This is a genomic window from Knoellia aerolata DSM 18566 (genome assembly GCF_000768695.1).
Classification (GTDB): domain Bacteria; phylum Actinomycetota; class Actinomycetes; order Actinomycetales; family Dermatophilaceae; genus Knoellia; species Knoellia aerolata.
Window position 1 is genome coordinate 20,453 of the sequence record NZ_AVPL01000007.1, and the last position, 18,634, is coordinate 39,086.

Annotated in this window: 20 protein-coding genes; 13 read left to right on the plus strand and 7 right to left on the minus strand. The window is 72.2% G+C overall.

The window, feature by feature from the left end; genetic code table 11:
- Nucleotides 1–24 precede the first annotated feature (24 nt).
- Nucleotides 25–666, minus strand: a complete 642-nt coding sequence (locus tag N801_RS04620; RefSeq protein WP_035933702.1) for a nitroreductase family protein — start codon at nucleotides 664–666, stop codon at nucleotides 25–27.
- Between the two features lie 31 nt (nucleotides 667–697).
- On the opposite strand from N801_RS04620, the gene N801_RS04625 reads away from it, so the two are divergent.
- The 5 genes from N801_RS04625 to N801_RS04645 all read left to right on the plus strand — a co-directional run bounded on the left by N801_RS04625 (nucleotide 698) and on the right by N801_RS04645 (nucleotide 7,657).
- Complete coding sequence (locus N801_RS04625) at nucleotides 698–3,361, plus strand: bifunctional acetate--CoA ligase family protein/GNAT family N-acetyltransferase (RefSeq protein WP_035933537.1); 2,664 nt, start codon at nucleotides 698–700, stop codon at nucleotides 3,359–3,361.
- 39 nt (nucleotides 3,362–3,400) lie between these two features.
- Nucleotides 3,401–4,027 carry a DUF5998 family protein gene (locus N801_RS04630; RefSeq protein ID WP_035933540.1) on the plus strand — a complete coding sequence of 209 codons (627 nt, stop codon included), beginning with the start codon at nucleotides 3,401–3,403 and terminating at the stop codon, nucleotides 4,025–4,027.
- The gene (locus tag N801_RS04635; protein WP_245618219.1) at nucleotides 4,024–5,196 is read left to right on the plus strand and encodes an alkaline phosphatase family protein; all 1,173 of its coding nucleotides are present in this window, start codon (nucleotides 4,024–4,026) and stop codon (nucleotides 5,194–5,196) included. The genes N801_RS04630 and N801_RS04635 overlap by 4 nt, the downstream gene beginning before the upstream one ends.
- Nucleotides 5,197–5,207: 11 nt before the next feature.
- Nucleotides 5,208–5,885 carry a thymidine kinase gene (locus N801_RS04640; protein ID WP_035933546.1) on the plus strand — a complete coding sequence of 226 codons (678 nt, stop codon included), beginning with the start codon at nucleotides 5,208–5,210 and terminating at the stop codon, nucleotides 5,883–5,885.
- Nucleotides 5,886–6,040: 155 nt separating this feature from the next.
- The gene (locus tag N801_RS04645; RefSeq protein WP_035933548.1) at nucleotides 6,041–7,657 is read left to right on the plus strand and encodes an HNH endonuclease signature motif containing protein; all 1,617 of its coding nucleotides are present in this window, start codon (nucleotides 6,041–6,043) and stop codon (nucleotides 7,655–7,657) included.
- A gap of 86 nt (nucleotides 7,658–7,743) precedes the next feature.
- Here the strand turns inward: N801_RS04645 and N801_RS04650 are convergent, their stop codons facing one another.
- Entirely contained in the window at nucleotides 7,744–8,028 is a 285-nt protein-coding gene (locus N801_RS04650; protein ID WP_035933551.1) for an Ada metal-binding domain-containing protein, read from the minus strand.
- A 105-nt stretch (nucleotides 8,029–8,133) separates the two neighbouring features.
- On the opposite strand from N801_RS04650, the gene N801_RS04655 reads away from it, so the two are divergent.
- Nucleotides 8,134–9,438 (plus strand): class I SAM-dependent methyltransferase, encoded by a 1,305-nt coding sequence (locus N801_RS04655; RefSeq protein WP_035933554.1) that lies wholly within the window; start codon nucleotides 8,134–8,136, stop codon nucleotides 9,436–9,438.
- A 31-nt stretch (nucleotides 9,439–9,469) separates the two neighbouring features.
- Here the strand turns inward: N801_RS04655 and N801_RS04660 are convergent, their stop codons facing one another.
- The 3 genes from N801_RS04660 to sepH all read right to left on the minus strand — a co-directional run bounded on the left by N801_RS04660 (nucleotide 9,470) and on the right by sepH (nucleotide 12,263).
- Complete coding sequence (locus tag N801_RS04660; protein ID WP_156996479.1) at nucleotides 9,470–10,210, minus strand: hypothetical protein; 741 nt, start codon at nucleotides 10,208–10,210, stop codon at nucleotides 9,470–9,472.
- Between the two features lie 114 nt (nucleotides 10,211–10,324).
- A complete protein-coding gene (locus N801_RS20935) occupies nucleotides 10,325–10,873 on the minus strand; it encodes a GNAT family N-acetyltransferase (protein WP_169744205.1) in 549 nt (182 codons plus the stop codon).
- Nucleotides 10,874–10,937: 64 nt separating this feature from the next.
- Complete coding sequence (sepH, locus tag N801_RS19555) at nucleotides 10,938–12,263, minus strand: septation protein SepH (protein WP_052112604.1); 1,326 nt, start codon at nucleotides 12,261–12,263, stop codon at nucleotides 10,938–10,940.
- 114 nt (nucleotides 12,264–12,377) lie between these two features.
- Here sepH and N801_RS04675 point away from each other — a divergent pair, with 114 nt between their 5' ends.
- The 7 genes from N801_RS04675 (at nucleotide 12,378) to N801_RS04705 (ending at nucleotide 17,226) form a co-directional block, all read left to right on the plus strand.
- Nucleotides 12,378–13,496: a ferrochelatase gene (locus N801_RS04675; protein WP_035933558.1), complete on the plus strand. Its 1,119-nt coding sequence runs from the start codon at nucleotides 12,378–12,380 to the stop codon at nucleotides 13,494–13,496.
- A gap of 1 nt (nucleotide 13,497) precedes the next feature.
- Nucleotides 13,498–14,346, plus strand: a complete 849-nt coding sequence (locus N801_RS04680; protein WP_035933561.1) for an inositol monophosphatase family protein — start codon at nucleotides 13,498–13,500, stop codon at nucleotides 14,344–14,346.
- Between the two features lie 157 nt (nucleotides 14,347–14,503).
- The gene (locus tag N801_RS04685) at nucleotides 14,504–14,803 is read left to right on the plus strand and encodes a DUF4193 domain-containing protein (RefSeq protein WP_035933564.1); all 300 of its coding nucleotides are present in this window, start codon (nucleotides 14,504–14,506) and stop codon (nucleotides 14,801–14,803) included.
- Nucleotides 14,804–14,856: 53 nt separating this feature from the next.
- Nucleotides 14,857–15,351, plus strand: a complete 495-nt coding sequence (dut, locus tag N801_RS04690; protein ID WP_052112615.1) for a dUTP diphosphatase — start codon at nucleotides 14,857–14,859, stop codon at nucleotides 15,349–15,351.
- Entirely contained in the window at nucleotides 15,348–16,115 is a 768-nt protein-coding gene (locus N801_RS04695; protein WP_035933566.1) for a DUF3710 domain-containing protein, read from the plus strand. Before dut ends, N801_RS04695 begins: the two co-directional genes overlap by 4 nt.
- Nucleotides 16,115–16,483: an OB-fold nucleic acid binding domain-containing protein gene (locus N801_RS04700; protein WP_035933567.1), complete on the plus strand. Its 369-nt coding sequence runs from the start codon at nucleotides 16,115–16,117 to the stop codon at nucleotides 16,481–16,483. The genes N801_RS04695 and N801_RS04700 overlap by 1 nt, the downstream gene beginning before the upstream one ends.
- Entirely contained in the window at nucleotides 16,480–17,226 is a 747-nt protein-coding gene (locus tag N801_RS04705; RefSeq protein ID WP_084108205.1) for a DUF3159 domain-containing protein, read from the plus strand. The genes N801_RS04700 and N801_RS04705 overlap by 4 nt, the downstream gene beginning before the upstream one ends.
- On the opposite strand, the gene N801_RS04710 is transcribed toward N801_RS04705, so the two are convergent.
- Together N801_RS04710 and N801_RS04715 are read right to left on the minus strand one after the other, a co-directional pair.
- Complete coding sequence (locus tag N801_RS04710; RefSeq protein WP_035933569.1) at nucleotides 17,211–17,897, minus strand: potassium channel family protein; 687 nt, start codon at nucleotides 17,895–17,897, stop codon at nucleotides 17,211–17,213. The two genes, N801_RS04705 and N801_RS04710, sit on opposite strands and share 16 nt — an antisense overlap.
- An 18-nt stretch (nucleotides 17,898–17,915) precedes the next feature.
- A complete protein-coding gene (locus tag N801_RS04715; RefSeq protein ID WP_035933571.1) occupies nucleotides 17,916–18,578 on the minus strand; it encodes a potassium channel family protein in 663 nt (220 codons plus the stop codon).
- Nucleotides 18,579–18,634 lie beyond the last annotated feature (56 nt).

Consider the following 18,634-nt stretch of genomic DNA (forward strand, 5'->3'; position numbering starts at 1 on the left):
GCGGGTCGATCACCGCATCCTCCCTCAGGGGCCTGACGTCCCCGACCCCGACTCGCCGAACCGCCCGTGGTGCAGGACCTCCGCGACCGGGCGCCGCCCCCGCCCGAGGGAAGGGCTCCGCACCCGCTCCGCCTCGTGCCCGAGCGCGATGACACCGACGACCCGCCGGTCGGACGGAACGGCATACGCCGCCCTGAGCGCGTCGTGACGGGACCCGGGAACGCCGAAGAACAGGGCTCCGAGCCCGGCGTCGACGGCCCCGAGCAGCACGATCATCGCGGCCATCGCCGTGTCGGTGTCCCAGTACGGGATGGGCCAGCGGTCGAGGGAGCGGTCGGTCCACCCCTTGTCCGGCTCCGCGTAGCGGTCGAGGTAGGCCGTCGGGTCGGCGAGCATGACGAGCAGCACCGGGGCGGCCGACACCCCGCTCAGCCAGGGAGAACGCGCGTCGGGCTCGGTGGCCGTGCTGTCGCGGGTCACGTCCCAGAAGCGCTCACGGTCGGCCGCGTCGGTGAGCGCGAGGACGTCCCAGCCCTGGGTGTGCCCGGCGCTGGGGGCGCGCTGCGCCAGCCGGACGAGGCGCTCGACCGTGTCGAAGGGCACGTCGCGGTCGGGCCGGAAGCGTCGCACCATCCGGCGCCGCGACACCGCGTCGATGAGATCCATGGTCGACATGGTGCCGTGCCACGATGTGCCCATGAGCGAGGACGTCGAGCTGCCACCGGGCTACCCGGTGCAGTGGGAGGCCGACGTCGTGCTCCGTGACGGCAGCGTCGGCCACCTGCGCCCGATCCTGCCCACCGACGAGGAGAAGATCCACGCGTTCCACGCGCGGCAGTCGGACGAGTCGATCTACATGCGGTTCTTCGCGCCACTGCGGCGACTCTCCGACAAGGACGTCCACCGCTTCACCCACGTCGACTACGTCGACCGCGTCGCACTCGTCATCACGGTGAGCGACGAGATCCTCGGCATCGGGCGCTACGACCGGATCGACGCGACCTCGGCCGAGGTCGCCTTCAACGTCAGCGACCACTACCAGGGTCGTGGCATCGGGTCGGTGCTGCTCGAGCACCTGGCCGCGATCGCGCAGGAGTTCGGCATCACCCGCTTCACGGCCGAGGTGCTGCCCCAGAACCGCAAGATGCTCACGGTGTTCTCGGAGGCGGGCTACGAGGTCAGCCGCAAGGTCGAGGACGGCATCGTCGCCCTGCACTTCGACATCGAGCCGACCGACCGCTCCAAGGCCGTCGCGATGTCGCGCGAGCACCGCGCCGAGGCGATCAGCGTCAGCCGGATCATGCGCCCGCGGATCGTCGCGGTCATCGGCGCCGGACGGTCCCCGAAGACGATGGGGCACCACTTCCTCAAGAACCTCCTCGAGGCCGAGTTCACGGGCGAGGTCCACCCCGTCAACCGCAAGGCGAAGGCGATCCTCGGGCGGACGACATACGACAGGATCGGTGACGTCCCCGGTCCGGTCGACCTCGCGGTCATCGCGGTCCCGGCGCCGAAGGTGCTCAAGGTCGTCGACGAGTGCGCGGAGGCGGGGGTCGCGGCGCTGCTCGTCGTCAGCGCCGGGTTCGGCGAGGGCGGGGGAGAGGGAGACGAGCTGCAGGCCGAGCTCGTGCGTCGGGTGCGCGGGTCCGGGATGCGCATCGTCGGGCCCAACTCGTTCGGGATCATCAACACCCACCCCGGGATGTCGCTCAACGCCTCGTTGTCGCCGACGATGCCCCCGGTCGGGCACCTCGGCCTCTTCTCGCAGTCCGGCGCCCTCGGGATCGCCGTCCTCGCGTCGGCAGCCCGCCGCAACCTCGGGATCTCGACGTTCGCCTCGGCGGGCAACCGGGTCGACGTCTCGGGCAACGACCTCATGCAGTACTGGATCGACGACGACGACACGCACGCCGTCGGCCTCTACCTCGAGTCGATGGGCAACCCGCGCAAGTTCTCGCGGATCGCGCGCAACCTCGGCCTCATCAAGCCGGTCATCGTCGTCCAGTCCGGCATCTCGGCGTACGGCACCCCGCCCGGGCACCGGGTCCGCCGGACGAAGGTGCGCCCGGCGGTGTTCGGCGCGATGCTCCGGCAGGCCGGGGTGGTGAGGGTCTCCAACGTCCACCAGCTCTTCGACGTCGCGCAGCTCGTCGTCCACCAGCCCCTGCCCGCCGGGCGGCGCGTGGCCATCGTCGGCAACTCGGCGGCGCTGGGTGCGCTGTCGGCCGGTGCAGTCGCCGGTCGCGGGCTCACCGTCACGCACGGGCCCGTGAGCCTGCCCTCGGACGCCACCCTCGAGGAGTTCCGGGACGTGCTGGCCACGGCCTTCGACGACCCCGACGTCGACTCGGTGATGACCTGCTTCATCCCCCCGATCGTCGCCCACGACGAGGACGTCACCGAGGCCGTGCGCGCCGCGGCCCGCGGGTCCGACAAGACCTGCGTCGCGACGTTCCTCGGGATGCGGGGCGTGGACTCCTCCACCCACATCGACGAGGGCGGCACCGGGCAGGCCATCCCGGTCTACGCGATGCCGGAGGACGCGGCCTACGCCCTCGCGAAGGCGACGAAGTACGCCGAGTGGCGCAACAAGGACCACGGCGTCCCGGTCGCCCCGGCGGGGATCAACCGGCGGGTGGCCGAGGACGTCGTCCACACGGTCCTGTCGGTGAGCCCCGAGGGCCGGCGCCTCAACCCGGACGAGACGCGGGCGCTGCTGACCGCCTACGGGATCGAGGTGTGGCCGTCCCGGCGGGTCACGACCGTCGAGGAGGCCGTCGAGGCGGCCGAGGAGATCGGCTACCCCGTGGTCCTCAAGTCGGCCGCTCCGATGCTGCGTCACCAGGGCGGGATCACCGGGGTCCGGGTCGACCTCGGCAACGCGCAGTCCGTGACCGAGGCGTGGATCTCGCTCCACGACCGGCTCTCGCCGCTCGCGGCCGGCCAGCTCGAGGTGCAGCGGATGGCGACCCCCGGTGTCGCGTGCCTCGTGTCGTCGGACGAGGACGCGCTCTTCGGGCCGGTGGTGAGCTTCGGGGTGGCGGGGCTGCCGACCGAGCTGCTCGACGACATCGCCCACCGCATCCCACCGCTCACCGACGTCGCCGTCTCGGAGCTCATCTCCTCGGTCAAGGCTGCGCCGGTGCTGCACGGGCACCGCGGCTCGACCCCGGTGCACCGCGCCGCGCTCGCCGACCTCATCGCCAGGGTGTCGGTCATCAGCGACGACATGCCGGAGGTGGTCTCGATGCGGCTCAACCCGGTCAACGCGCACCCCGGGGGAGTCGAGGTGCTCGGCGCCGAGGTCACCGTGGCACCGATGGCCCGCCGCACCGACCCGGGGCGGCGCTCGCTCACCTGAGCACATGGGCGGACGGGGCGGTCGGTGCCGTGCGGCAGAATGGCGGGTATGAAGCCCTCGTTCGACGTCCCCACCCTGCCGGTGGACCTCACCTCCGCGATCGAGCGGGCGGGCTACTACCCGGCGCTCGTCGGCGACGTCGTCTCGGCCGCGCTCGCCGGTGAGGAGGTGCGCTCGCACCTCGTCCACCTCGAGACGACGTTCGACCGCGACGTCATCCGTCGCCACGTCACCGTCCTCGTGCTCACGCCGTCGCGGCTCGTCATCGCCCACGCCGACGACCACGCCGACGAGGGCGCGGGTGAGGCCGAGGGCGCGCCCGCCGGTGTCCCCGAGCAGGAGGTCGCCACCGCGACCACCGAGAGCATCCCGCTCTCCGCCGTGCGCGGGGTCATGCTGACCCACGTCGTCGAGGACCCCCAGAACTACGTCCCCGGGTCCCTCGGTCGCGAGCTCACGCTGACCCTCGGCTGGGGCGCCGTCAGCCGCGTCGACCTGCTCCCCGCGACGTGCGGGGAGCCGGGATGCGACGCCGACCACGGCTACGACGGCACCATCTCGAGCGACGACATCGCGTTGCGCGTCTCGGCCACGGCCGACGGCGACTCGGCGCTCCAGCAGGCCATCTCGTTCGCGCACGCCCTGTCGGCCTCGCTCGGCCGGTGACGCCGAGCGCGCCGGTGCCGTCGTCCCGGGCTGCACCCGGACTCGCTCCCGCTCCGTCGTATGCCGCCGGCGGGCTCGGTGACGTCCTCCCGTCCGTCCTCGCCGCCCTGGGCGTCCCCGGCTCCGGGGCTCGCTGGGCGCTGGCACCGGCCCGCAGCGCCGTCGTCGTCCTCGTCGACGGTCTGGGCTACGACCTGCTGCGCCGCCGCGGCGGGCACGCCCCCTGGCTGCGCACCCTCTTCGCCGACGGGCTGCGGGTGGCCAGTGGGTTCCCGTCGACCACGCCCGTCTCGATGGGGTCCTTCGGCACGGGTCTGACCCCCGGATCGCACGGGCTGGTCGGGTTCGAGGTGCTCGTCCCCGGCGAGGACCGGCTGCTCAACGAGCTGTCGTGGGAGAACGGCCCCGTGCCCGAGCGCTGGCAGCCGCGCGCGACCTGCTTCGAGCGGGCCGTCGCCGGCGGCCTCGACGTCGCCCGGATCGGCCCGGCGTTCTTCGACGGGTCAGGGCTCACCCGCGCGGCCCTGCGGGGAGGGCGCTTCGTCTCCGCGAAGACCCTCGACGCCCGCGTCGACGCGACCCTCGCCCACGCACGGTCCCGCCCGGCGTCGCTGACCTACCTGTACTGGGGCGACCTCGACAAGGTCGGCCACGTCCACGGGTGCGAGTCGTGGCAGTGGGGCGACGAGCTCGAGACGATCGACCGCGCGCTGGCGCGGCTTGCGGACGGGCTGCCGTCCGACTGCTCGCTCACCATCACCGCGGACCACGGGATGGTCGACGTCCCGATGGCCAACCGCGTGGACGTCGCGTACGACTCGGAGCTCGCCGCGGGAGTGCGGCACACCGGCGGTGAGCCGCGGGCACCCCAGCTGTACTGCGAGCCGGGCGCCGTCGACGACGTCCTGGCGACGTGGCGGGCCCGACTGGGCGACGTGGCCTGGGTGCTGTCCCAGGACGAGGCGGTCTCGGGCGGACTCTTCGGTGCCGTCCACGACGACCACCTCGCCCGCATCGGTGACGTCGTCGTCGCCATGCGCGAGCCGCACGCCGTCGTCGACTCGCGCCACCACCGCCCGGAGCTGCTGGCCCTCGTCGGCCTGCACGGCTCGCTCACCGACGACGAGGTGCCGGTGCCGATGTTCCACGTCCCCGCGCGCGCGTCATAGGGTGTCGGCTCGTGGCTGAGCTGGTGTTCTTCTCCGGGACGATGGACTGCGGCAAGTCCACCCTCGCGCTCCAGATGGACCACAACCATCGGGCACGCCAGCGGGTCGGGCTGATCTTCACCAAGCTCGACCGGATGGGGGAGTCGGTGCTCTCCTCGCGCCTCGGCCTCTCGATGGAGGCCCACGAGGTCTCCGACGACCTCGACTTCTGGGACGTCGTCGTCGAACACCTCACCCACGGGCAGCGGGCCGACTACCTCATCTGCGACGAGGCCCAGTTCTTCACCGCCGTGCAGATCGAGCAGCTCGCCCGGATCGTCGACGAGCTCGGCATCGACGTCACCTGCTTCGGCATCACCGCGGACTTCCGCACGGAGCTGTTCCCCGGGTCGAAGCGGCTCTTCGAGCTCGCCGACCGGGTCCAGGTGCTCCAGGTCGCGGCGCTCTGCTGGTGCGGCGCCCGGGCGACGCACAACGCGCGCATCATCGACGGCGTCATGGTCGTCGAGGGGGAGCAGGTCGTCGTCGGCGACACGGCGGCCGCGAGCGACAGCCTCGTCGAGTACGAGGTGCTCTGCCGCCGCCACTACATGCGCCGGATGAACAGCCACGCGGCGCGCCTCGCGTCCGCGACCCCGGACGTCCTGCCGTTCGACCTCGACGTGTGCGCGGTGCCTCCGCGCGACTGACGCGGCCCTTTCCTTCTGATGTATGCCGTGTGCTCGTGGTCGTGGTCGCGGTCGTGGTCGCGCACGGGGTCTCACCACCAACGGCGTTGTCCCGCAGGCCTGGTGACGGCCTTCGTCCACGGGTGACTGTCAGTGGTCGTCGGTAGGTTTCAGGTATGGAGATCGACGAGGCACTGCGGACACTGCGGGCGTCCACCGCCGCTGTCGCGCGCGCCTTGGCCGACACGGACCTCGCAGTGCTGTCGCGCGAGCAGCTGCTCGCGGTCGTCGAGGAGACGCACCGGTCGACGAACACCCTGGCCGGCGTGCAGACGGTCGCGGTGGCGCACGTCGCCGCGGTGGAGGACGTCGTCGACCGCAACGGCGGGTGGGTGCAGCAGCACCGCGGGCTGGGGCACCGGGCCCTCGACGCCCCCGAGCTCGTCGGGCCGATGCTGGGGATCACGGAGCAGGCTGCGGCGACCCGGGTCGAGGTCGCGATCCACCAGGTGACCACGACCCCGCGGTTGGTCACGGAGATGGTGGCCGGCGACCTCGACGCGTGGAGGGCGCGGGTGGTGACGACGGAGGTCGAGGTGTGCCCCGAGGGGGGTGCGCACGCGATCGTCGACGCGCTGGTGGCGCACTACGGCGCGCGGGGCGGGTGGGACGAGACCACGGGTCCGTTGCGCGCGCGGGTGCGGCGGATGATCGCGCGGGCTCACCCGAAGCTGGTGGCGGCGCAGGCCAAGGCGGTACGGGAGGGGCGCTCGGTGCGTCGCTCGCCGGCGACGATGGGGACCGACCACTGGGAGGCCGAGCTCCCGGTGGAGCAGTCGGCCCCGATGTGGCAGGCCGTCGACACCCTGGCGCGCACCCTGCGTCGTGCCGACCCCGACCTGACGCTGGCGCAGGCCCGCGCCGACGCACTGGCCCAGCTGGTCCTGGCGCAAGCCGACGTCACCGTCCACCTCCATGCGACCGTCCCGGCAGACCCCACCGACCCCGCGACAGGGGCTCCCGTTGAGCCGGGCGCGGCCACGGATGTGACCGATGACGGCTCGCGGCTGACCGAGGTCGGCGGGTTGGGGTCGACGGTGCCCACGCTGATGGACCTCGACCGCCTCGCAGCGGGTGCGTCGCTGGTGTCGTCGACGCCGCTGCTCTGTGACCCGGACACCGGCGCCGTCGTCGGTGGCGCCGTCCCGGCGTCGTTGGCGAAGCGTGCTCGCAAGGACGCCGCACGCCGCAGCGACGGGTATGTCGTCCCGCCGGACATGGCGCGCCTGGTCCGGCTCCGCGACGGGCGATGTCGGTTCCCGAACTGCTCCACCAACGCGATGTTCACCGACCAGGACCACGTCATCGCCTGGCCCGTCGGTGCCACCACGCCCACCAACCTCATGTGCCTGTGCCGCCGCCACCACCGCATCAAGCAGCGACGTGGGTGGACCGTCCGACTCGACCCCGACGGGACCGCGCACTGGACCGACCCCACCGGCCGAAGGTCAACGACCCACCCCATCGACCACCTCGACCGCGCCACCGTCCCCCTCGCGTCCTCGACGTCACCTCCCGATGCCCCGACCAGGTGTGGCAGCGATCACGACGGGGAAGCACCGACCGGCTCAGCGGAGCGCTCGTCCCGGATGCGCGAGCTCGATGCTCGTGAGGTCCCGTCCTTGCTCGAGGACCACCTGTGGCGACAGGTCGAGCTGCTGGAACGGGACGGGGCGCCGACGCCGGTGACGCTGTGGTGGTCGCCCCGGACCACGGTGCAGCCACCGTTCTGAACCGCGTACGGGCTCCGCTGCAACGCCGAGGCCGGTGGCGGGGACGTCGGTGCGGCACGAACGCGGCTCGCCCTGCGCGGCGAGGCTCAGGGCTCGGGGTTCGCGGCCGGGCGCGCCTCCTCGTCCGCCATCCACTGGCGGTACCTCGACCGGAGGCAGTGGCCGCAGGGGCGGTACCCGGCAGCGATGGCCACGTCCTCGTCGGCGAAGAACACCCGGTGTTGGACGTACTGGCCGTTGGCGATGGAGCGGAGGGCCGTCGGGCAGTCGAGCCGGCCATAGATCTTCCCGCGCCGGTGTCCGCCGAACGTTCCGGGGACGGGTGACTGGAAGGGCCGGCGATCGTGATCCAGCAGGGTGTAGGTCTTCACACCAGCGAGTGTGCACGGCCACGGCACGTGCGGGGCTCTGGGCCGACACCCCGCATGCGTGGGTGCGGCGCGGGTACGGTCACAGCATCTCCTGGGAGGTGTGGGATGAACGCCGCCGCGGTTCTGCGCCCCGTGGTCGACGCCGCCCTCGGCACCGACCTTCCGGTCCGGGTCGACTGCTGGGACGGGAGCTCGATCGGTCCGTCGGACGCCGACGTCGTCGTCCGCTTCACGAACCGTCGAGCCCTTCGCCGCCTGGTCTGGGCTCCTAACGAGCTGGGGTTCGCGCGCGCCTACGTGTCCGGCGACATCCAGCTGGAGGGCGACCTCCTCGATGCGCTGACCCGCCTCGACCAGCTCGCCGACCCCGAGAGGGGGCCAGGGGTGCGGGTCGGCCCCGACACCCGCGCCGCCGTCGCCAGGGCGGTGGTGCGGCTCGGCGCGCTGGGTCCACCACCTCGGCCCCCGAGCGAGGAGATCCGGTTGTCCGGTCACCGTCACGACAGGGGCAGGGATGCCAGGGCGGTGTCCCACCACTACGACGTGGGCAACGACTTCTACGAGCTCGTCCTGGGCCCGTCGATGGTCTACTCCTGCGCGTACTTCGAGCGGGCACCCTCCTCCAGCTACACCCTCGAGGACGCGCAGCGCGCCAAGCTCGACCTCGTCGCACGCAAGCTGGGCCTGACCCCGGGCATGCGCCTGCTGGACGTGGGCTGCGGGTGGGGGGCCCTGATCGTCCACGCGGCCCGCGAGTACGGCGTGCGGGCCGTGGGGGTCACCCTGTCGCAGCCGCAGGCCGCCTACGCACGCTCCCGGATCGCTGAGCTGGGACTTCAGGACCGGGTCGAGGTCCGTGTCCAGGACTACCGGGACGTCACCGACGGTCCGTTCGACGCCATCGCCAGCGTGGGGATGGCGGAGCACGTCGGGCTGTCCCGGCTGGGCGAGTACGCCGCCCACCTCCACGGCCTCGTGTCACCGAGCGGGCGGTTGCTCAACCACGCGATCGCCCGCCGGCCAGGGCCGCCCGGTGACCCCCGGGGAGACCGGACCTCCTTCATCGACCGCTATGTGTTCCCCGATGGTGAGCTGCATCCCCTGTCGACGGTCGTCGACGCGCTGGAGTCGGCCGGGTTCGAGGTCCGTGACGTCGAGTCGATCCGGGAGCACTACGCGGACACGTTGCGCGCCTGGGTCGGAAACCTCGAACAGAACTGGGACGCGGCCGTTCGGCTGTCCAGCGCCGGCCGGGCGCGGGTGTGGCGCCTCTACATGGCCGGGTCGGCTCTGGCGTTCCAGTCACACCGGCTCGGCGTCAACCAGGTCCTCGCCGTCAGGCCGGGTCCCGGCGGGGCCAACAGCCTCCCCCGGACGCGGTCAGGGCTGCTCGGCGTCCCGCCGGGCTGACGGACCGAGGAACCACGTGGACGGCGTCCGGCTACGCCGCGAGGGTCGGCAGGCGGAGCGACACCACGACGGCGGCGACACAGGCGACGGCAGCCGCCACGGGCTGGAGGAACGACACCGTGAACCCCGCGATGAGGAACACCACCAGGCTGGCGCCGTAGGTCCAGCCCGCCCACCGCAGTGACGGGTCCGTGCGGGCGAACGCGCGACCGAGGAGCAGTGCCCCCGCGACGAACGTCACCGCGCCGAGAGCGAGGGCAGTCAGCAACGGGGCGCCGTACACGTCGTCATAGAGGCGTTCCGCTCCGGGCATCTCCGCGAGGAAGGCGCGGCCGATGGCGGGCTGCGCGTATGCAGCGGCGGCGAAGATGCTGGTGAACAGGACGTTCCCGAGGATCGTCAGCGCCGTGGCGACCAGAGCCGTGCCCGCGGCGGGACCACGCAGCATGAGCACCATGGCGCAGACGACCCCCACCAGCCCCAGCCCCGCTCCGAGGATGCTGGCACCCACGTGGCTCACGACGAACACGTCGGTCGTCACATAGCGCGACCAGGCCTCGAAGTCCTCGGCATGGTCCGGCTCGTGAGTGAGGGTGCTCAGTGCCAGGAGCAGGGCGTAGACCGGCAGCAGCCACACCCCGAGCGCCGCCGCCCGCCGGTTCCCCTCGCTCCTCTGTGCCGAGGACGACGTCTCAAGATGGTGGGACCGCGACCCTCTGGCGGACGTCTCCGGCTTCCTCGGGTTGGAGCGGTCACTCAGGTCCCTCGACATCGCGGGTCTCCTTCCGTGAAGGACTGACTGTGGGTGATACCCACTCAGGTCAGCGTGAATCGTGTCCGACCACCCCGGGACGAGGTACGAACCCGCATTCCGTGGCTCGAACGATCAGGGACCGGCGACGCCGTCGCGCCAGGGCCGGGGGTCGGTCCGCAGCAGCGAGTAGAGCAGCACGTCCTGGTTGCGACCGTCGTTGAAGAACGCGCCGCGGACGGTGCCCTCGAGCACGAAGCCGCACTTGTCCGCGATGCGTCGGGAGGCCGCGTTCTCCGGGACGATCACCAAGTGGATCCGGTGCTCCTTCTTGGTGCCGAAGAGGTGGTCCACGAGCAGCTGGACGGCCTCGGTCACGAACCCCCGTGCGGCGTACCGGTCGTCGTACAGCTGGTAGGAAAGCTCGAACGCATCCCAGTAGGCGACCGGACGGAAGAACTCGATGTGCCCGGCGATCTCGCCGTTGGGGGACTCGATGACGAGCATTCCCTCGGTCTTCTGCCAGAAGCCGTGCTCGGCGAACTCGCGACGGAAGGCGGTCTGCGACATGACCCCGAGCGGGAAGTACGCACCTCGGTTGCGGATGTTCGTGTGTGCGTCGTACAGCGCGTCCAGATCCACGTCGCGGACCGGCCGCAGGGTCACGGACCTACCCGTCAGCACCGGTCCAGCGTAGGCCCGGACGGGCACAGCGCAGGGGGTGATCGTCGAACACCACCCGAGACGGTCAGGCGCTGCTGCCGCCGCGGCCGCCGAACATGATGTCGTCCCAGCTGGGGACGCTGGTGCGGCCGGCCTTGCGGCCCCCGCTCTTGCGGCCACGCGGGGACGCAGTCGGAACGGCCACCGGCTCGTCCTGCGCCGGGTTCTGGTCGCCGAACTCGGCCGGTTCGTCCTGCGCGGCCGGGACGTCGTCGGCCGGGACGTCGTCCGGTTCGACCTCGTCCGTGTCGCCGGCGACCGAGTCGGTGTCCGCCGAGCCGGCCAGCGCCACGTCGTCGTCCGCCGCCGGCGATCCGGAGAGCTCGTCGTCGGAGAAGGACGCGCTCGGGTCGGACGACAGCTCGTCGTGCGCGTCGACGTCGGAGAACTCCGGAGTCGTGTCCGCGTCAGCCTCGGCACGCTCGTCGAGGTGTGCGCTCACCGGGTGCTCGCCCCGGGCAGCCGGAGGTTCAGGTGCGTCCGCGGGGTCCATGACGAGGTCCTCGAGGGGGAGGGCGTCCTCGCGCGGAGAGTCCGTGAGCGGTGTGTGGGTCGGCGTCGAGCGGCCACGAGAGCGCCCACGGCGCGAGCGGGTCGACTGCTCCCGCATCGCCGCCATGAGGTCGATGGGCTCACGAACCGACGAGGAGGACGCACGGCGCGCCGGAGTCGACGCGTCGACTCCACCTTCGGCCTCGAGGTCGAAGACCGCGTTGGCCGGGTTGGCGCTGCTCGCCACGTGCGGGGTGGGGATCGCCGAGTCGGCGCTGACCTCCTCGCTCAGCCAGCGGGCCTCGTCGTTGACGGGAATGAGCGAGCGCAGGCGCGGGTCGAAGCGCCACGACGCGGTCCGCTCACGCCCACCGGCAGGGAAGGTCACGGCAACGGTCCAGCGGCCGTCGTCCAGGCGTGCGGAGTCCCACTGCACGAGCTCGCCGCGGACGCCGCGCTCCTTGAGCCGCTCGTCGGAGCGAGACCCGAGGGTCTGCTCCGGACCGGCGGAACCGGACGCGGACCGGATGTGCCCGACGACGCAGGAGCGGGCCTGCTGGGCGATGTACTCGCGCTCGGCCAGCACCGGGCCCTCGAACTTCTGCACCTTCTGGATCGTCCATCCGGCACGGTCGGCGACCTCCTCGGTGGACAGCCCCGACCGGATGAGGGCCTGGACGTCGCGCGGACGCAGCCCCCCGTCGATCTCGATCTGGAGCTGGCCGAGCCGCGGCCGGTCGCGCCGCGCAGCAGCGCGCATGGCCTCGTCGAGGGGGGCCCGGTAGCGCTGCCCCTCGGCGTCGGACAGGAGGACGTGCTCGCCGTCCTCGTGGACGCCGATGAGGCGAAGGTCCTTCATCTGAACTCTCCCGGGCTGTGGTGCGGTCCCCCTGACTGTGCCATCCCTGACCCGCACGGCAAAGCAGCCCACGCCGGTCACGATCCCCGTACCTCACCTCGTTAGGTTGGACCCATGCCGACCACGTCCCACGACGACGCCCTCGCCCCGTACGACGCCGTGCTCCTGCTGTCCTTCGGGGGGCCCGAGGCGCCCGACGAGGTCATGCCCTTCCTGAGGCGCGTCACCGCGGGCCGGGACGTCCCCGAGGACCGCCTCCAGGAGGTGGCGACGCACTACCACCACTTCGGTGGGCGCAGCCCCATCAACGACCAGAACCGGGAGCTCCGCGCAGCCCTCGAGGCCGAGGTCGCGCGTCGCGGCTCGACGGTCCCGGTCCTGTGGGGCAACCGCAACAGCGACCCCTACGTCACCGACACCCTCCGGGCGGCCCGGGCCGAGGGAATGCTGCGCATCTGCGTCGTCGTCACCTCCGCCTACTCGTCGTACTCCGGGTGCCGCCAGTACCGCGAGGACCTGGCCGCGGCCACCGAGGGGCTCGGCGGCGCCGGTGTCGACCTCGAGATCGACAAGGTCCGCCCGTACGCCCTCCACCCCGGCTTCGTCGCGGTCAACACCGAACGCCTCGTCGAGGCCGTCGCCGACGTCCCCGCGGCCGACCTCGCCGCAGCGCGGCTGCTCTTCGTCACCCACTCGGTGCCCGAGGCGATGGACGACACCTCCGGTCCGGGCGACGGTGACGGCAACCTCTACGTCGAGCAGCACCTCCGCGTCGGCCACCTCATCGCGCAGGGGCTCGCGGCGCGCACCGGCACGACCCTCGAGCACGAGCTGGTCTTCTGCTCCCGGTCGGGCAGCCCCCGCACCCCGTGGCTCGAGCCCGACGTCAACGACCGGATCGAGGAGCTGGCCGCCGAGGGCGTCTCCACCGTCGTCGTGGCCCCCATCGGTTTCGTCTCCGACCACATGGAGGTCGTCAACGACCTCGACCGCGAGGCACAGGAGACGGCCGACCGGGTCGGCGTCCGGATGGTCCGCGTCCCCACCGCCGGCACCCACCCGGTCTTCGTCGAGACGCTCGTCGACCTGCTCCAGGAACGGGCCGCCGAGGCGCGTGACGAGGTGGTCGTCCCCGCCCGCGCGGACCAGGGCGACCTGCGACCCTCCGTGTGCGACCCGGGCTGCTGCCCGAACCTGCGCGCGGCCAAGCCCGCCCTGTGCGGCAGGGACTGACATGGACCTGACCCTCCCCGACGACGCGCTCGCCTCGGCGCTCGAGGCCCTCGCGGCCGACGTCGCTCGCTCGGCCGGTCGGCTCGTGGTCGACGAGCGACCCGACGCCGTCGAGGTCTCCGCGACGAAGTCCAGCGCCACCGACGTCGTCACCGAGATGGACCAGCGCTCGCAGGACCACCTCGTCGCCCGCCTGCACGAGGCCCGCCCCGACGACGGCGTCCTCGGCGAGGAGAGCGGGGGAGCGTCCGGCACCTCCGGGATCACCTGGGTCATCGACCCGATCGACGGCACGGTCAACTACCTCTACGGCATACCCGCGTATGCCGTGTCCGTCGCCGCCGTGGTCGGCGACCCCACGACGGCCGGAGCCTGGCGCCCCTTCGCAGGCGCCGTCTACAACCCGGTCACCGATGAGCTCTACCGGGCCCGGACCGGTGGTGGGGCCCACCTCGTCGTCGGCGACGGGCAGCGCCGCCTGGCGCCCACCTCGTGCTCCGAGCTCGCCCAGGCGCTGGTCGGGACCGGGTTCGGGTATGCCGCGCGGCGCCGCGAGAGCCAGGGTCGGCTCGTGCTCGACCTGCTCCCGCAGGTGCGCGACATCCGCCGGATCGGCAGCGCCGCGCTCGACCTCTGCGCGGTGGGGGCCGGGCTGCTCGACGCCTACTACGAGACGGGTCTCAACCCGTGGGACCTTGCGGCCGGGTGGCTCGTCGCGACCGAGGCCGGTGCGGACGTCGGAGGCTTCCACGGGCCCGGCGAGGCGCTGACCTGGGCCTGCGCGCCGGGACTGTCCGCGACCTTCCCCGGTCTCGTCGAAGCAGGGACGCGGGAGCACCTGGAGGACTAATCTCAGGCACTCGGTGGCGTACCTGCGGCTGATGGTGCACAATCACGGCTCCCAAGGGCACAAAACCATCAGTCCGTGCGTTGACTGGCGAAGCAGGGATGCCACGCACCGGCGGCTGTGCCGGTGACGGGCCACAGGACATGTGGAAAGGAGAGCAATGGCAACTGACTACGACGCGCCACGCAAGACCGACGACGAGATGTCAGAGGACTCCATCGAGGAGCTGAAGACACGTCGCAACGACAAGCGGTCCTCCAGCGTCGACGTGGACGAGACGGAGCAGGCCGAGGGGTTCGAGCTCCCGGGAGCGGACCTGTCGGGCGAGGAGATGTCGGTGCGGGTCATCCCGCGCCAGGCCGACGAGTTCACGTGTTCGCGGTGCTTCCTCGTGCATCACCGCAGCCAGCTGGCGAGTGAGAAGAACGGCCAGATGGTCTGCAGCGAGTGCGCCGCCTGAGCGAGGGCGACACCGGCCGGAACGAGCCGGAGTTCGAGATAGGGTCAGTCACCGTGACTGGCCCTTCTCGCATTCCGGTCGCCTTCCGGCGGCTGTCCGCGCAGGCCCGCACCCCGGCATACGCCGCAGAGGGTGACGCCGGAGCCGACCTCTCGGCGACGGCCACCGTGACCCTCGCCCCGGGTGAGCGTGCGCTCGTGCCGACCGGCATCGCCCTCGCGCTTCCACCCGGCACCGTCGGCCTCGTCCATCCCCGGTCGGGCCTGGCCGCGCGCCACGGGATCTCCGTCGTCAACGCGCCCGGGACGATCGACTCCGGCTACCGCGGCGAGATCCTCGTCAACCTCGTGAACCTCGACCCGACCGAGCCGTTCACCGTGCACGTGGGGGACCGGATCGCCCAGCTCGTCGTCCAGGAGTACCTCCACGCCGAGTTCACCGAGGCCGGTTCGCTCCCGGAGAGCGATCGGGGTGACACTGGACATGGATCCACCGGAGGCTTCGGCACGACGCCTCCAGCAACCTTCGAGGAAGTGACCACACCGTGAGCATCTTTCGCCGGCGCAAGGCCGACGCAGAGACCGCAGTCGAACGCGACACCGACACCGGTGCCACCGACCCGAGCGAGCAGGACGAGGCCGCGGACGACGCGGAGACCGCCGTCCCCGACGCCCCCGTCGACCGCTCCACCGGTCCGTTCGACGCCACCGAGGTCGAGGACGACGACGGCCGGCTGGACCTCGGCGCCCTCCGGCTCCACGGACGTGAGGGCATGGAGCTGCGCCTCGAGATCGACCAGGAGCAGCAGCACGTCATCGCCGCGACCGCCGTCCTCGGCGAGTCCGCGCTGCAGATGCAGGCCTTCGCCGCTCCCCGGAGCGGTGGCCTCTGGGCCGACATCCGCTCCGAGATCGCCGTGGCCATCGAGACCCAGGGCGGCACGGCGGACGTCGAGCAGGGCGACCTCGGCGCGGAGCTGCGCACCCGCATGCCCAGTGCCGGGCCCGACGGCCGCACCGTCTTCGCGCCGGCGCGCTTCCTCGGCGTCGACGGCCCGCGCTGGTTCCTGCGCGGCGTGATCTCCGGCCGCGGCGCCATCGACGACGCGGCGGCGGCCCCGCTCCTCGAGATCTTCCGCGGCACCGTCGTGGTGCGCGGGAGCGACCCCATGGCTCCGCGCGAGCTGCTCCCGCTGCGACTCCCGCAGGAGGACGCGGCGCCCATGCCGACGGCCCCCACCGACCTTCCCCCGACGTCGACGGACGACCTCAACCCCTTCGAGCGCGGGCCAGAGATCACCGAGGTGCGGTGATGGGACTCAAGGAGCGACTGCGCGACCTCGCCCGGACCGAGACCCAGCTCGAGGCCGACGAGATCCGTGAGCGGACCCTGGCCGACCCCGAGTCGGCCGTGGCCTGCGCCGGCGAGCTCGTCGACCGCCGCCCCGCCACCGTCGCGGGCAGCATCCGCTGCATCACCATGCCGCCCCGCCAGAGCGTCCCCGTGCTCGTCGCCGAGCTCTTCGACGGGGAGCGGTCGGTCAACCTCGTCTGGGTCGGTCGGCGACGCATCGCGGGGATCGAGCCCGGCGTCTTCCTCGTCGCCGAGGGCCGGGTCGCCAAGGTCAAGGGCCACGCGACGATCTTCAACCCGACCTACCAGATCGTCCCCACCAAGTGACCGCCGACAGCACGCCCGATGCCACCGCCGTGACCACGCCCGCCGAGAGGCAGACCGCGCAGACCGTCGAGCAGCTCATCCGGCACCGGCTGTCCACCGCCCTCGGCGGCTGGCGCGGCTCGTTCGAGACCGCGCTGCCGACGGTCGCCTTCATCGCCCTGTGGAGCTGGCGCCAGGACCTGCGCCTCGCCGTGTGGTCCGCGGTCGGGGTGGCGGTCGTGCTCGCCGTCGTCCGCGTCGTGCAGCGCTCCAGCCTCCAGCACGTCCTCGGCGCCGTCTTCGCGACGGCCATCGCCGCGTTCTTCGCGATGCGCAGCGGCAGGGCGGAGGACGCGTTCCTCCCCGGGATGCTGCTCTCCGGTGGCTACCTCGTCGGCACGATCGTCTCGATCCTCGTCCGGTGGCCGGTCGTCGGCTTCCTCGTCGGTGCCGGCGACCCGCGCGCCGCGGACGACCCCTTCGGCTGGCGTCGCGACTCGGGCATGATCCGGGTCTGCTCGCGGCTCAGCTGGGTGCTCGTCGCCCTGTACGCCATCCGGCTCTCCATCCAGGTCCCGCTGTACCTCGCCGCGCAGGTCGAGGCCCTCGGCGTGGCCAAGATCGTCCTCGGCTGGCCCCTGTGGATCGCCGGCGTCGCCGTCATGGGGTGGCTGCTCATGCGAGGCAGCACCCCTCAGGAGCTCGACCCGCGCCTGGTCGCAGAGCCCGAGGACCCGAGAGGACCCGCTCAGTCGTCGAGCTGACGCTTCTGACGGGTGCCGGGGCTGAGCATCGACTCGAGGTCCGCCTCGCCGTCGACGGTCGTGATGAAGAGCAGCTCGTCGAGCGGCTCGAGCGCGTCGTCGCGGCTCGGGGCGATCGGGTGCCCGCCGCGGATGATGCCGGTGAGGACGGTGTCGGCGGGGAAGGCGATGTCACCGACGCGCGCGCCGGCATACGGGCTCCCCTCGGGCAACGTCATCTCGACCATGGCCGCGTGCCCCTGCTGGAACTCGAAGATCCGGACGAGGTCCCCGACGGAGACGGCCTCCTCGATGAGCGCCGTCATGAGCCGCGGGGTCGAGACGGCGACGTCGACGCCCCACGCCTCGTCGAACATCCACTCGTTCTTGGGGTTGTTGACGCGGGCGACCGTCCGGGGGACGCCGAACTCGGTCTTGGCGAGCAGCGACACGACGAGGTTGGCCTTGTCGTCACCGGTCGCCGCGACGACGACGTCGCAGTCGGCGACCCCGGCCTCGGTGAGCGCGCTCAGCTCGCAGGCGTCGGCCTGCAGCCACGCCGCATCGGGGACCTTGGCCACCCGCTCGCCGTCGGCGTCACGGTCGATGAGGAGGAGCTGGTGCCCGTTGCGGATGAGCTCGCGGGCGATGGAGCGGCCCACGCTGCCGGCTCCGGCGATGACGACGCGCATGTGGTGTGGTCCTAGCTGTCAGCGGGTGGTGGGGGCGGCGTCGAGGACCCGCTCCGCCTCGGCGAGGCGGTCTCGGTCGAGGGCGAGGTGGACGAGGTCGCCGTCCTGGAAGACGGTGTCGGCGCCGGGGATGAGGCCCTCGCCCAGACGGCTGACGTAGGCCACGCGCCCACCCGCCGCCTTCTCGAGGTCGAAGAGGCGGTGCCCGACCCAGGCCTCGTTGATCGGCATCTCGGCGATGACGACGCGGCCGCTGGGGTCGGTGTACTCGGGCACGTGGCCCTGGGGGAGCAGCCGACGCAGCACCTGGTCGCTCGTCCACTTCACGGTGGCCACGGTGGGGATGCCGAGGCGCTGGTAGATCTCGGCGCGACCGGGGTCGTAGATGCGGGCGACGACGTTCTCGACGCCGAACTTCTCGCGGGCCACCCGGGCCGCGAGGATGTTGGAGTTGTCACCGCTGGAGACGGCGGCGAAGGCGTAGGCCTTCTCGATGTCCGCCTGCCGCAACGTGTCCCGGTCGAAACCCACCCCGACGACACGCCGCCCCTCGAAGGACGTCCCCAGCCGGCGGAAGGCCGTCTCGTCCTGGTCGATGATGGCGACCTCGTGGCCGGCCCGCTCGAGGGCTCGAGCCAGGGAGGAACCGACGCGGCCGCAGCCCATGATGACGAAATGCACGCTTCGACGCTACACCGGCGCACCCGCACCGCGTCGCGGCGCGCAGGTGCATAGAG

Coding starts and splice junctions, on each gene's coding strand:
- N801_RS04620 (WP_035933702.1), bottom strand. CDS start 666: ATGGATCTCATCGACGCGGTGTCGCGGCGCCGGATGGTGCGACGCTTC.
- N801_RS04625 (WP_035933537.1), top strand. CDS start 698: ATGAGCGAGGACGTCGAGCTGCCACCGGGCTACCCGGTGCAGTGGGAG.
- N801_RS04630 (WP_035933540.1), top strand. CDS start 3,401: ATGGCGGGTATGAAGCCCTCGTTCGACGTCCCCACCCTGCCGGTGGAC.
- N801_RS04645 (WP_035933548.1), top strand. CDS start 6,041: ATGGAGATCGACGAGGCACTGCGGACACTGCGGGCGTCCACCGCCGCT.
- N801_RS04655 (WP_035933554.1), top strand. CDS start 8,134: ATGAACGCCGCCGCGGTTCTGCGCCCCGTGGTCGACGCCGCCCTCGGC.
- N801_RS04660 (WP_156996479.1), bottom strand. CDS start 10,210: ATGTCGAGGGACCTGAGTGACCGCTCCAACCCGAGGAAGCCGGAGACG.
- sepH (WP_052112604.1), bottom strand. CDS start 12,263: ATGAAGGACCTTCGCCTCATCGGCGTCCACGAGGACGGCGAGCACGTC.
- N801_RS04675 (WP_035933558.1), top strand. CDS start 12,378: ATGCCGACCACGTCCCACGACGACGCCCTCGCCCCGTACGACGCCGTG.
- N801_RS04680 (WP_035933561.1), top strand. CDS start 13,498: ATGGACCTGACCCTCCCCGACGACGCGCTCGCCTCGGCGCTCGAGGCC.
- N801_RS04685 (WP_035933564.1), top strand. CDS start 14,504: ATGGCAACTGACTACGACGCGCCACGCAAGACCGACGACGAGATGTCA.
- N801_RS04700 (WP_035933567.1), top strand. CDS start 16,115: ATGGGACTCAAGGAGCGACTGCGCGACCTCGCCCGGACCGAGACCCAG.
- N801_RS04710 (WP_035933569.1), bottom strand. CDS start 17,897: ATGCGCGTCGTCATCGCCGGAGCCGGCAGCGTGGGCCGCTCCATCGCC.